We start from the raw sequence: 12859 nt of genomic DNA on the forward strand, positions 1-12859 counted from the left end.
GCCCTCCCCACCATCACCAGACTGACATATTCGACTGTCAGGCTGGCGGCTCCTAACCGATCAATAAAGGAGCCTGATGGTGAGCCCGAAAACGTCTCTGGCCCTGTTGCCGCTGGTATCCGCGCTGGCCCTGGCGGGCTGCGGTGGCGACAGCAGCGATAACGATAACAGCGGCGGTGGGGAGCCGCTGTCCCTGACCATCCTTCATATCAACGATCATCACTCCAATCTTGAGGCATCGAGCCTGACGCTGGATATCGCCGGCGCCGAAACCACTTTTGACTCGGGTGGCTTCCCCCGCGTAGTGGCCAAGATCGCCGAACGGGAAGCGGCGCGGAGCAATGTCCTCAAGCTGCATGCGGGGGACGCCATCACCGGCACGCTGTACTTCTCCAGCTTCGAAGGTGAGGCCGATGCCGAACTGATGAACCAGGTGTGTTTCGACGCCTTCGCTCTGGGTAATCACGAATTCGATCGGGGTGACGCCGGCCTCAAGAAGTTTCTCGACTACCTGGCCGATGACAGTTGCGGGACTCCGGTTCTGGCCGCCAACGTCAAGCCGCAAGTAGGCACCCCGCTAGCGCCCAACGCCGGGGACGACTACATCAAGCCCTACGTGATCCACGAAGTGGACGGGCAACAGGTCGGTATCATTGGTATCGACATCGCCGGCAAAACCCAGAACAGCTCCAGCCCGCTGGATACCACGGAGTTTCTGGACGAGCAGGAAACCGCTCAGGCCATGATCGACGAACTGGCCGATCAGGGCGTCAATAAAATCATCCTGCTGACCCACTATCAGTATCAGAATGATCTGGAAATGGCCGCCAATCTGTCCGGCGTCGATGTGATCATCGGAGGTGACTCACACACTCTACTCGGAGATTTCGCTGATTACGGCCTGGCCGCATCCGGTGATTACCCCACCATTGTGACCAACGCCGATGGCGATCAGGCCTGTGTCGCCCAGGCCTGGCAGTACTCCCAGGTGGTGGGAGAGCTGAACGTGGAATGGGATGCCGACGGCAATGTCACCGCCTGCGCGGGCGTGCCGTACTTGCTGCTGGGAGACTCGATCACCCGTAAAACCGCCGATGACGAATCCTATGAGCCCGAGGGTACGGAACGGCAACAGATCCTGGCCGCCGTTGACGCCGACGCTCAACTCAGTCTGACCAGCCCCGACCTCAATGCCCAAACGCTGCTCGCCGGTTTTACCGAGCAACTGGACGAGTTCCAGAATATCGAGATCGGCACCGCCACCGAAGACCTGTGCCTGGCCCGGATCCCCGGTCGGGAGTATGGCGACCCTTGCCCCAGCGAGGACCCGGATCGTGGCGGTGACATTCCCAATGTGGTGGCCAACGCCTTTCTGTTCATGAGCAAGGAGGCCGACGTCTCCATCCAGAATGCCGGCGGCGTGCGCATCGACATCCCGGCAGGTCCCATCACCATCGGTGATGCCTACACCTTGCTGCCATTCGGCAACACCCTCACCAACCTGGATATGACCGGCGCGGAAATCCGCCAAGTGCTCAATGAGGCGGTGGATTATGCTCACAGCGACTCTTCCGGTGCCTATCCCTATGCCTCCGGACTGCGCTGGTACGTGGACATGAACCGGGCGGAAGGCGAGCGCCTCTATGACATAGAATACCGTCTGCGCAACGAAGGCGAGTGGCAGCCGCTGGACGATACCACCGAGTTGACCGTGGTGAGCAACAGCTTCACCGCCAGCGGCCAGGATGGCTACCTCACCTTCGGTACGGTCAGCGAAGACGGACGCGCCGTGGACACTTTCCTCGATTACGCGCAGTCCTTTGTCGACTACATGATGGAAGTCGGCACGGTTGGCAAGCCTGCCCTGGAAGCTTACTCCACCCGCCACTACACCTCGGCGGCGGAATAAGCTTCAACGACGACCCGCAGGATGACCGCCATGGACGGCGGTCATAAGAGGCCACCACGGAGCCGCTGTGGGAGCTTGCCTGCAAGCGAATCCAGGGACCCGGAAGTCCATTCGCTTGCAGGCAAGCTCCCACCCTTCTGTGCCAGCGACCCCGGAAGGCCTTCGTACAGACCAGTGTCCCAATGGAGACACTCACTCTCACTCCCGCTATTGCGCACGGAGCCATAAAAAAGCCCGCTCTGATTCAAGAGCGGGCTTTTTATTATCGCCGTGACTGTTGCGGCCTATTCGGGCTTGGCGCGCAGCTCATCGGCATGGATGGTGACGTCGCGGGTATCGCGCAGGAACGCCATGACCTGCTCGAAATCGCGCTCGCCTTCCATCTCACCCAGTTGCAGCAAAGCCTGCTTCTGCTGACTTTCCGGCAACGGTTCCTGACCACCATCAGTGACTCCGGTAACCTGGAAGGCCACCCAGCCACCATTGGGCAAATCCGCCACCTGAATTTCAGAAGCGCCCTGCTCCCGCGTCCATGGCAGCGTGAAAGCTTGCTGTACCACCATCGGCGCCGGTTGGCGGGCACCGCGATGCACCTCGCTTTGCTCTTCGATCCGGGCGTTTGCCAGCGCCGCGATCTCATCCAACGCCTTGCCTTCCTTCGCCAGCTCGCGAGCCTGTTCAGCCAGGGAAAGTGCTTTTTCCCGTGCTTGTTGCCCTTTAAGGGTGTCGCGAATCCGGTCCGCCACCTGATCAAGCGGCAACGGCTCCGGCTCCTGGCGATCCTCCAGGTGCACCGCCAGATAGCGCCCGCCATCCAGCTCCAGCACATCACTGTTATGGCCCTGCTCCTTCACCGCCGGAGTATTCAGGGCTTCACGCACCTTTGGAGAGTCCAGTTCCGCCGGCAGATCATTGACCGCCACCCAATCGGTGGTCTCGACTTTCAGGCCCAACTGCTCCGCCGGGGTTTGCAGATCACCGTGCTCGAATACCAGCTCTTCCATCTGTGCCAGCGCGTCCATCATCATGGACTGAGCACGGGCGGCTTTGAGATCGGCGATCAGACCCTCGCGCATTTCGTCCAGCGGCGGGAAGGTCTGTTTGTCCTCCCGCAGTACGGTCAGCAAGTGCACACCGGATTCAGACACCACCGGCTCGGAAACATCTCCCACGGACAAGGACTTGAGCGCCTCATCCAGTGCCTCCGGCAGCGAACCGGGGGCCAGCATGCCCAGATTACCGCCATTATCGGCACTGCCCGGATCGTCGGAATAGGTCTTCGCGGCATCGGCGAAAGACTCGCCACCTTCGATGGCCTCGCGCACTTCACGGGCGCGCTCAAGCGCCTCATCCGCACTGCGCTCGTCCGTGCCAATCAGAATATGGGCCACTTCCTTGGAGCCGTTGGCGCGACTCTCCGCCATGCTGCGGCGAGCTTCGTATTCGGCGCGAATATCATCGTCGCTGACATCAACTTGCGCCTCGTACTGCTCCGGGCTCAGCACCAGATAGCTGATGCGATAGCGCTCGGGGCGCATGAACTGGTCCTGGTGATCCTGGTAATACTGCGCCACCTGCTCATCGGTGGCGTTGAACTGGCTTTCCAGATCCGCCAGGGGCAACTGCACGTAACGCAGATCACGGGTCTGCTCGCCCAAGCGACGCTGCTCGGCAAGTTCACCGGGTAACGCGAAGTCGGTGCCGGTAAAAGCGAAGCGGTATTGTTGGGTCAGCCGGTCCTGACGATAGCCATCGAGATAGCCTCGTGGGGTCATGCCCTGGCTGCGCAATAAACGCTCAAACTGTTCGTCGGAAAATTTTCCGTTCTCGAAAAACGCCTGATTGGAACGGATCTCCGCCGCGGCCTGCACTTCGCTGAAAGCCATATCAGCGCTATTGGCGGCGGACAAAGTAAGCTGCTCGTTGATGATGCCTTCCAGCACCATCTCCGGGCGCACGTAGGCATCAAGCATGGCCTCGCTCACACCCGGGCTTTGCTGACGCAGCATCTGCCGCAACCGCTCGGTTCTCGCGGTCACGTAGTTGCGATAAATTTTATTGCCGTCCACCTCGGCCACCGAGACCGAGTCACCCCCACCGGTGAAATAACCATAAAACCCGGAAATAATAAAAGGGAGAATAATGGCGGCGAGCAGAACCTTGCCCACGGGCCCGCGGACAAATCGCCTGAACTCCTGCATGCTTCACTCCAAAGAGATACCGATCAATCGATTCGTTTTTATTTGGAACACCAAAGCGTCAGACGGTTCCGGGTTCCAGAGAGCCTGTTCATGATTTTTCGCCGTATGAGGATCGACTCCTTCGACCCCATCATCCCAAGAGCCAGGAAGCGAAGCGATATAAAAATCAGGAACAGGTTCTCAAAGCAAAAAAGCGCATCCGCTCTCCGGATACGCTTCCTGGGACTGGCGGAGCGGACGGGACTCGAACCCGCGACCCCCGGCGTGACAGGCCGGTATTCTAACCAGCTGAACTACCGCTCCCGAAACCAGTTTAGTTCACCGCGTCTTTCAGTGCCTTGCCGGCTTTGAAGCCCGGCACGGTGGCTGCGGCGATCTTGATGGTCTCACCGGTCTGCGGATTGCGGCCTTCACGAGCGGCACGCTGCTTCACGGAGAAAGTACCGAAGCCAACCAGAGAAACGCTATCGCCTTTCTTCAGTGCACCGGTGATCGCTTCCAGCGTCGCATCCAGAGCACGACCCGCGTCGGCTTTGGAAATGTCAGCAGCCGCTGCGATCGCATCAATCAGTTCTGATTTATTCACAAAATTCCCCTTTTGCTGTTTCCCGGTTTCGTGGTCGAGGCGTAACGCACTCTCCTTACGACGAAGCCGCCTTTATACCAATCGCTTTAGGCAGGCGTCAAGAAAGGAAAGGCGCTGTACCGACAACTCACGTGATTGTAAAAAAGTCTGCCAAATCAAACTGTTAAACGCGGAAAAAAAGGCGGCTCAATGGGTGCTTGGCCGCTCTGATTCTCGCTGCGCTTTTTCATCGGCCAGGGCCAGATCCTCTTCCACTTCCGCTTCGCTCAAAGGCGTCGGCGTTTGCGTTAAAGCCACTTCCAGCACCTGATCGATCCATTTTACCGGACGAATATCCAATGACGCTTTGATATTTTCCGGCACTTCCTTCAGGTCGCGCTCATTTTCCTGAGGAATCAAGACGGTTTTTATGCCGCCGCGGTGAGCGGCCAGCAGTTTTTCTTTCAATCCACCGATGGCCAGAACCTGACCACGCAGTGTGATCTCCCCGGTCATCGCCACGTCGGCGCGAACCGGAATCCCGCACAACACCGAAACCATGGCGGTGCACATGGCAATCCCTGCACTGGGGCCATCCTTCGGGGTCGCCCCTTCCGGCACGTGAATGTGCAGGTCATTACGCTCCAATTGCCGGCGGCGAATCCCCAGCATACGGGAACGGCTTTTCACCACCGTCCACGCCGCCTGGATCGACTCCTGCATCACATCCCCCAGGGAGCCCGTGGTGGTGACACGGCCTTTACCCGGCGTGGACACGCTCTCAATGGTCAGCAGCTCGCCGCCGACGGAGGTCCAGGCCAGGCCGGTAACCTGCCCGATCTGATCCTGCTCCTCGGCCAGGCCGTAGCTGAACTTGCGCACTCCCAGATAGTGATCGAGATTGTCCTCGGACAATGTCACCGTCTCGGTGGAACGGCTCAGCGAATGCTCTTTCACCACCTTGCGGCAGATCTTGCTGATCTCCCGCTCCAACCCGCGCACCCCGGCTTCACGGGTATAGTGGCGAACGATATGGCGCAGACTGTCGTCGCTGAACGCCACTTCGTCCTTCTTCAGGCCATTGGCTTTGATCTGCTTCGGAATCAGGTATTGAGAAGCGATGTTGACTTTCTCTTCCTCGGTATAGCCGGGAAGACGAATCACTTCCATGCGATCCAGCAACGGAGCGGGAATGTTCATTGAGTTGGAAGTGCAGATGAACAGCGTCTCGGAGAGATCGTAATCCACTTCCAGATAATGATCGTTGAAGGTGTTGTTCTGTTCCGGATCCAGCACTTCCAACAGCGCGGAAGCGGGATCGCCGCGCATATCCATGCCCATCTTATCGACTTCGTCGAGCAGAAACAGCGGATTACGCACTCCCACCTTGGAGAGTTTCTGGATCACCTTGCCCGGCAATGAACCGATATAAGTACGGCGGTGGCCACGGATTTCCGCTTCATCACGGACACCGCCCAGCGCCATCCGCACGAACTTGCGGTTGGTAGCTCTGGCCACGGACTGGCCCAGGGAGGTCTTGCCCACCCCCGGCGGCCCCACCAGGCACAGCACCGGCCCTTTGACCTTGCCGACCCGGCTTTGCACGGCGAGGAACTCCAGAATCCGTTCCTTCACCTCTTCCAGACCGTAATGATCCTGGTCCAGCACATCACGGGCATGGGCCAGATCGTGACGCACCCGGCTGCGTTTTTTCCACGGCACCGAGGTCATCCAGTCCAGGTAGCTGCGGACTACCGTGGCCTCGGCGGACATTGGCGACATCATGCGCAGCTTGCTCAATTCAGCTTTGGATTTCTCCAAGGCGTCCTTGCTCATGCCGGCGCTGTCGATGCGTTTTTCCAGATCCTCGAGCTCGTTGCCGCTGTCGTCCAGATCGCCGAGTTCCTTCTGAATCGCTTTCATCTGCTCGTTCAGATAGTACTCGCGCTGGCTCTTCTCCATCTGCTTCTTGACCCGGCCACGGATGCGCTTTTCCATCTTCAGCACATCCATATCGGATTCCATCAGCGCCACCAGGTGTTCCACCCGCTCGCGCACATCGGCCATTTCCAGCACGTCCTGTTTTTCTTCCAGCTTCAGCTGAAGATGGGCGGAAATAGTGTCCGCCAGACGGCTGATGTCCTCGATCGATTGCACCGAGTTCATTACTTCCGGTGCCACTTTCTTGGACAGCTTGACGTATTCCTCGAACTGCGCCAGCAGCGACCGGGCCAGAGCCTCCTGCTCGCTCAGCGACGGCAACTGGTCATCCAGTTCCCGCACATCCGCCACCCCGCCCTGCTCGTCAAAGCGGGCCCGGGTGACATGGCCGCGCACGCCGCCTTCCACCAGCACTTTCACGGTGCCATCGGGCAGTCGCAGCATTTGCAGGATGGTGGAAACGGTGCCCACCCGGTAGATATCGTCCTCGCCGGGGTCATCGTCCGAGGCATTGCGCTGGGCGACCAGCATGATCTGCTTGTCGTCGCTCATGGCCGCTTCCAGAGCGGCGATGGATTTCTCCCGCCCGACAAACAGCGGGATCACCATATGGGGATACACCACCACGTCTCTGAGCGGAAGCAAAGGAATATCTTTCAGCACTTAGGGCCTCTATCGGTTCACGGGGCGCCCGATCAATCGGGCGCCACTCGGGACGTTTGCTCGCTGTTTTCGTAGATCAGCAACGGCTCCGATTCACCTTGGATGGTGGCGCTGTCGATCACCACTTTGACCACGCCCTCCATGGAAGGCACCTGGTACATGGTATCCAACAAAACGCTTTCCAGGATGGAACGCAGACCACGGGCGCCGGACTTTCGTTCCATCGCCTTGCGAGCCACGGAACGCAAGGCGTCCTCGCGGAAGTCCAGTTCCACGCCTTCCATCTCGAACAGGCGCATGTACTGTTTGGTCAGGGCATTACGTGGCTCGGTAAGAATCTGCACCAGCGCGTCCTCGGACAACTCTTCCAGGGTCGCCACCACAGGCAGACGGCCGATGAATTCCGGAATCAGGCCGTATTTGACCAGATCCTCCGGTTCCACGCCGACCAGGGTCTCGCCCACATTGCGGTCCCCTTCCTTGCTTTTCACCTCGGCGGAAAAACCGATGCCGCCCTTCTCGGAACGGTCCCGAATGACCTTGTCCAGGCCGGCGAAAGCGCCACCGCAGATGAACAGGATATTGGAGGTGTCCACCTGCAGGAATTCCTGCTGCGGATGCTTACGTCCTCCCTGGGGCGGCACCGAGGCCACCGTGCCCTCGATCAGCTTCAACAGGGCCTGCTGCACCCCCTCCCCGCTGACGTCACGGGTGATGGAGGGGTTGTCGGATTTACGCGAGATCTTGTCGATCTCGTCAATGTAGACGATGCCCTTCTGGGCCTTCTCCACATCGTAATCACATTTTTGCAACAGCTTCTGGATAATGTTCTCCACATCCTCACCCACATAACCGGCCTCGGTCAGCGTGGTGGCGTCAGCAATGGTGAAGGGAACATTGAGCAGGCGCGCGAGGGTTTCAGCCAGCAGGGTCTTACCGCTGCCGGTGGGACCGATAAGCAAAATATTGCTTTTGCCCAGCTCCACGTCGTCACGACCGCGCAGGGTGCTGTTGAGCCGCTTATAGTGGTTGTATACAGCCACGGAAAGCACTTTCTTGGCCCGTTCCTGACCGATCACGTACTCATCGAGCGTGTTCTTGATCTCGTCGGGCTTGGGCAGGCTTTCCTGACCACTGTTGTCGCCGTCTTCCTGGACTTCCTCGCGGATGATGTCATTGCACAGATCCACGCACTCATCACAGATGAAGACCGACGGGCCCGCGATCAGCTTGCGGACTTCGTGCTGGCTCTTGCCACAGAACGAGCAGTACAGCAGCTTGCCGTCGTCGCTCTTTCCGGTGTTATCGGTCATCGAATCGCCTCTGAACCTGATTTAACTTTGAAGATGCAGGGAGAACCCGCTTTTTTCAAGCCCGGAAGCTCTGGGGAGGTGCCCCGGAGCCGTTCCAGACCCTCAGCGCCGATGGACCACCTGGTCAATCAGACCGTATTCCCGCGCCTGCTCCGCGGACATGAAATTGTCGCGGTCGGTGTCACGCTCCAGCACTTCCAGCGGCTGGCCGGTGTGTTTGGCCAGCAACTCATTGAGCTGGGCCTTGATCTTGAGAATCTCCTTGGCATGGATCTCAATATCGGAAGCCTGGCCCTGGAAACCGCCCAGCGGCTGGTGAATCATCACCCGGGAGTGCGGCAATGCCAGGCGTTTACCTTCGGCGCCGGCCGCAAGCAGGAAAGCGCCCATGCTGGCCGCCTGGCCCACGCACATGGTGGACACCTCCGGCTTGATGAATTGCATGGTGTCGTAAATGGACATCCCCGCGGTTACCGAACCTCCGGGGCTGTTGATATACAGATGAATATCCTTGTCCGGGTTCTCGGACTCAAGAAACAACATCTGCGCCACGATCAGGTTGGCCATGTAGTCTTCCACCTGGCCAATCAGGAAGATCACCCGCTCCTTGAGCAGTCGGGAGTATATATCGAACTGCCGCTCGCCCCGGGAGGTTTGCTCCACCACAATCGGCACCAGCCCCGTGGCGGTGGGGTCGGCCATCAGCGTTTTCATCTCCGGGGTCAGCGAGGTAATCCGGCTCAGATCGATCATCTAGCGTTTCCTTTGTCTACGGGATCATGGGCAGCGTGCCCGGCTTGATACCGCGGGTGTTGGGGCGGCACCCTCGAATCACAAGGGCCTGCCCGTTTTTTCCGATACTATGACGCCCTTCGGCAGGGCGTCCACAAAGGCGGTGCCAGAAGTGGGTTAACTGCGCAAAACTTGGTCAATACGGTTACTTTCACAGCAAAACGGGGCCAAAAGGCCCCGCTCTTCGTAGGTCTATTCGGCTCAGGCCGTCTCGTCGGCCTGCTCCGGCTGGCGGGGTTTCACCGCCTCCTGGTAGGACATGGTCTTCTCCTCGACCTTGGCCCCTTCCAGGACCAGATCCACCACCTGATCCTCCAGCACCGCGCCCTCGATCTGCTGCAGCTGCTGCGGGTTGTTGTAGATCCAGTTGATCAGTTCCTGCGGCTGCTCGTACTGAGCGGCGATGTCTTCGACCCGGGCCTTGACGCGATCAGCATCCGGTTTCAGGTCATTCTTCTCGAGGATGGCGCGCACCACCAGACCCAGACGAACGGAACGCTCGGCCTGGTCACGGAACAGCTCTTCGGGAAGCATGGAGGCATCAAACTGCTGACCGCCACCGAACTGCTGCACCATCTGCTGGCGCATGCGATCGATTTCCTGCTTGATCAGCGCCGCCGGCAGATCGAACTCGTGCAGTTTGGCCAGGCCGTCCATGGTTTGCTCTTTGACCTTGCCGGATACCGCGTTCTTCAGTTCGCGTTCCATGTTGTTGCGAACTTCGGTCTTGAAGGTCTCCAGATCACCATCCTCAACGCCAAATGCCTTCATGAACTCGGCGTCCACTTCCGGCAGAGCCTTGGCTTCCACTTTGTTGACCTTGATCTGGAACACCACCGCCTGACCTTTCAATTCCTCGGAGTGGTACTCCTCCGGGAAGGTCACGTCGATGTCTTTCTCTTCACCGGCTTTCATGCCGACGATGCCGTCCTCGAAGCCCGGAATCATGCTGCCGGAGCCCAGCTCCAGGTTCTGCCCTTCGGCGCTGCCGCCTTCAAAAGCCTCGCCGTCTTTCAGGCCTTTATAATCGATATTGACGCGATCGCCCTGCTCGGCGGCACGGTCCACTTCAGCGAAGTCGGAGCGCTGGGAACGCAGCGTCTCGATCATTTCGTCAACGTCGGCGTCGGTGATTTCCGCTACCGGTTTCTCCACCTCGATGGTGGACAGGTCAGCCAGTTCCACTTCCGGAAACACCTCGAAAGTGGCCACGAATTCCAGGTCCTGGCCGCCCTCATTACGGGTGGCTTCGAAACCCGGCAGACCGGCGGGTTGCAGGTTTTCCTTCTCAACCGCTTCCAGGAAGGACTCGCGCATCACATCGGCCAGTACTTCGTTACGTACGGCGGCGCCGAAACGGCGCTTTACCTCACGCAACGGCACTTTGCCAGGGCGGAAACCGTCCAGACGGATGTTTTTCTGCGCTTCGCGCAGCTTGTTTTCCACCGCCTGATCCACTTTATCCGCGGGAACACCGACGGTCATGCGTCGTTCCAGACCTGAAGTCGTTTCTACAGAAACCTGCATAACATCCTCTATTTAAAAGACTTTTCAAATCCCGCGGTCCCCGGTGTACGGATGGACCCCGTATGAAGGGCGCAAATTATAATCAATGGCAGCCGCCCTGCCTACGCCCACGAGACGCCAGATGCTCACTGGGTCGGACGCCGGCGTCCAGCGTCTGGCTTCCAGCGCCCTAATAAAAAAGCCCCCGGGTTTTCACCCGGAGGCTCCATGTTTGGGGTGACTGATGGGATTTGAACCCACGACCACCGGAGTCACAATCCGGGGCTCTACCAACTGAGCTACAGTCACCATAAATCGCTTGAGCCGCCAGCGATGGCACGCCTGGCAGGGCTCGAACCTGCAACCGACGGCTTAGAAGGCCGTTGCTCTATCCAATTGAGCTACAGGCGCTTAACTACCTCTCAACCTTCGCTGAGTTGGTCGGGGTGGAGGGATTCGAACCCCCGACATCCTGCTCCCAAAGCAGGCGCGCTACCAGGCTGCGCTACACCCCGCCGAGCAGGTCGAGCGAGGCGGCATAATACTCGCCGCCCCCAGGAGCGTCAACGCCGCGAACCCGCTATCTGACCTGTTCGCTGGAATTATAAACAACCGGGGAAGAAAAGTGCGGTGACTCTGTTTTTGTGGCCGCCGTCCATGGCGGCCATCCTCCGGACCGTCACTGCCGCGACGTCAAAAATCGCTCCCGGCGATTTTTTGTGGCCGCCGTCCATGGCGGCCATCCTCCGGACCGTCACTGCCGCGACGTCAAAAATCGCTCCCGGCGATTTTTTGTGGCCGCCGTCCATGGCGGCCATCCTCCGGACCGTCACTGCCGCGACGTCAAAAATCGCTCCCGGCGATTTTTTGTGGCCGCCGTCCATGGCGGCCATCCTCCGGACCGTCACTGCCGCGACGTCAAAAATCGCTCCCGGCGATTTTTTGTGGCCGCCGTCCATGGCGGCCATCCTTCGGACCATCACTGCCGCGACGTCAAAAATCGCTCCCGGCGATTTTTTGCTCCAACCCGCCGACCGTGCGAGAATCGCCGCGCGATTCCCACCGCTTTCCTTTTATATGTTCCAAGGACCAAGAGAGACCCATGAGCGCGCAGATTCTGGACGGCAAGGCCCTGGCTCAACGCTTCGAGCAAGAGATGTCACAACGGGTGGAAGCCCTGAAAGCCGCTTCCGGCGGCCGCACGCCGATTCTCGCCACCATTCTGGTGGGCACCGATCCGGCCTCCGCCACTTATGTAAAGATGAAGGGCAATGCCTGCCGCCGCGTCGGCATGGATTCCCAGGCCATCGAGTTGCCCCAGGACACCACCACCGAGCAGCTGCTGCAGCGTATCGAGGAGCTCAATGCCAATCCGGACGTGCATGGCATTCTGCTGCAGCACCCGGTGCCGGAACAGATCGACGAGCGCTTGTGCTTTGACGCCATCGCCCTGGGCAAGGACGTGGACGGCGTTACCTGTCTCGGCTTTGGCCGCATGGCCATGGGCGAGCACGCTTATGGCTGCGCCACGCCCAAGGGCATCATGCGCTTGCTGGAGCACTACCAGGTGCCGCTGGAGGGCCAACATGCCGTGGTCGTGGGCCGCAGCGCCATTCTTGGCAAACCGATGGCAATGATGCTGCTGGGCGCCAACACCACCGTCACCATTTGCCACAGCCGGACCCGCAATCTGCCGGAGCTGGTGAAACAGGCCGACATCGTGGTCGGCGCGGTGGGCAAGCCGGAATTCATCAAGGCCGATTGGATCAAGGACGGCGCCGTGGTGGTCGACGCAGGTTACCATCCGCAGAAGTGCGGCGATATCGAGCTGGCACCGCTGGTGGAGCGCGTCGCCGCTTATACGCCGGTGCCCGGTGGCGTCGGCCCGATGACCATCAACACCCTGATCTTCCAGACCCTGGAAGCCGCGGAAAAAGCACTCAAAGGGTAACTCCGAAGGTCTGGCGCC

The 12859-nt window shown here is 59.4% G+C and carries 9 protein-coding genes and 4 tRNA genes; 2 read left to right on the forward strand and 11 right to left on the reverse strand.

Annotation, left to right across the window (positions count from 1 at the left end):
• Window positions 1-76: 76 nt before the first annotated feature.
• Window positions 77-1909 carry an NAD nucleotidase gene (nadN, locus tag CRO06_RS10910; protein WP_097058431.1) on the forward strand — a complete coding sequence of 611 codons (1833 nt, stop codon included), beginning with the start codon at window positions 77-79 and terminating at the stop codon, window positions 1907-1909.
• 284 nt (window positions 1910-2193) lie between these two features.
• Here the strand turns inward: nadN and CRO06_RS10915 are convergent, their stop codons facing one another.
• From CRO06_RS10915 to CRO06_RS10965, 11 genes are all read right to left on the reverse strand, one after another.
• Window positions 2194-4110 carry a SurA N-terminal domain-containing protein gene (locus CRO06_RS10915; RefSeq protein ID WP_097058432.1) on the reverse strand — a complete coding sequence of 639 codons (1917 nt, stop codon included), beginning with the start codon at window positions 4108-4110 and terminating at the stop codon, window positions 2194-2196.
• Window positions 4111-4336: 226 nt separating this feature from the next.
• Window positions 4337-4413 (reverse strand) — tRNA-Asp (locus CRO06_RS10920).
• 10 nt (window positions 4414-4423) lie between these two features.
• Window positions 4424-4696: an HU family DNA-binding protein gene (locus tag CRO06_RS10925; RefSeq protein WP_014994723.1), complete on the reverse strand. Its 273-nt coding sequence runs from the start codon at window positions 4694-4696 to the stop codon at window positions 4424-4426.
• 186 nt (window positions 4697-4882) lie between these two features.
• Window positions 4883-7279 carry an endopeptidase La gene (gene lon, locus CRO06_RS10930; protein WP_097058433.1) on the reverse strand — a complete coding sequence of 799 codons (2397 nt, stop codon included), beginning with the start codon at window positions 7277-7279 and terminating at the stop codon, window positions 4883-4885.
• A gap of 32 nt (window positions 7280-7311) precedes the next feature.
• The gene (clpX, locus tag CRO06_RS10935) at window positions 7312-8592 is read right to left on the reverse strand and encodes an ATP-dependent Clp protease ATP-binding subunit ClpX (RefSeq protein WP_014994725.1); all 1281 of its coding nucleotides are present in this window, start codon (window positions 8590-8592) and stop codon (window positions 7312-7314) included.
• 102 nt (window positions 8593-8694) lie between these two features.
• Window positions 8695-9345, reverse strand: coding sequence for an ATP-dependent Clp endopeptidase proteolytic subunit ClpP (clpP, locus tag CRO06_RS10940; protein WP_014994726.1), 651 nt, complete (start codon window positions 9343-9345; stop codon window positions 8695-8697).
• 240 nt (window positions 9346-9585) lie between these two features.
• Complete coding sequence (tig, locus tag CRO06_RS10945) at window positions 9586-10911, reverse strand: trigger factor (RefSeq protein ID WP_055099990.1); 1326 nt, start codon at window positions 10909-10911, stop codon at window positions 9586-9588.
• 212 nt (window positions 10912-11123) lie between these two features.
• Window positions 11124-11199 (reverse strand) — tRNA-His (locus tag CRO06_RS10950).
• A gap of 25 nt (window positions 11200-11224) precedes the next feature.
• A tRNA-Arg gene (locus tag CRO06_RS10955) sits at window positions 11225-11301 on the reverse strand.
• A 27-nt stretch (window positions 11302-11328) separates the two neighbouring features.
• Window positions 11329-11405: transfer RNA gene (locus CRO06_RS10960), tRNA-Pro, on the reverse strand.
• An 87-nt stretch (window positions 11406-11492) separates the two neighbouring features.
• Window positions 11493-11849, reverse strand: coding sequence for a hypothetical protein (locus tag CRO06_RS10965; RefSeq protein WP_097058434.1), 357 nt, complete (start codon window positions 11847-11849; stop codon window positions 11493-11495).
• A 143-nt stretch (window positions 11850-11992) separates the two neighbouring features.
• On the opposite strand from CRO06_RS10965, the gene folD reads away from it, so the two are divergent.
• Window positions 11993-12841, forward strand: a complete 849-nt coding sequence (folD, locus tag CRO06_RS10970) for a bifunctional methylenetetrahydrofolate dehydrogenase/methenyltetrahydrofolate cyclohydrolase FolD (RefSeq protein WP_097058435.1) — start codon at window positions 11993-11995, stop codon at window positions 12839-12841.
• Window positions 12842-12859 lie beyond the last annotated feature (18 nt).

It is taken from the genome of Alloalcanivorax xenomutans, from assembly GCF_900217905.1.
Classification (GTDB): domain Bacteria; phylum Pseudomonadota; class Gammaproteobacteria; order Pseudomonadales; family Alcanivoracaceae; genus Alloalcanivorax; species Alloalcanivorax xenomutans.

Coding starts and splice junctions, on each gene's coding strand:
- nadN (WP_097058431.1), top strand. CDS start 77: ATGGTGAGCCCGAAAACGTCTCTGGCCCTGTTGCCGCTGGTATCCGCG.
- clpX (WP_014994725.1), bottom strand. CDS start 8,592: ATGACCGATAACACCGGAAAGAGCGACGACGGCAAGCTGCTGTACTGC.
- tig (WP_055099990.1), bottom strand. CDS start 10,911: ATGCAGGTTTCTGTAGAAACGACTTCAGGTCTGGAACGACGCATGACC.
- CRO06_RS10915 (WP_097058432.1), bottom strand. CDS start 4,110: ATGCAGGAGTTCAGGCGATTTGTCCGCGGGCCCGTGGGCAAGGTTCTG.
- CRO06_RS10965 (WP_097058434.1), bottom strand. CDS start 11,849: ATGGACGGCGGCCACAAAAAATCGCCGGGAGCGATTTTTGACGTCGCG.
- clpP (WP_014994726.1), bottom strand. CDS start 9,345: ATGATCGATCTGAGCCGGATTACCTCGCTGACCCCGGAGATGAAAACG.
- folD (WP_097058435.1), top strand. CDS start 11,993: ATGAGCGCGCAGATTCTGGACGGCAAGGCCCTGGCTCAACGCTTCGAG.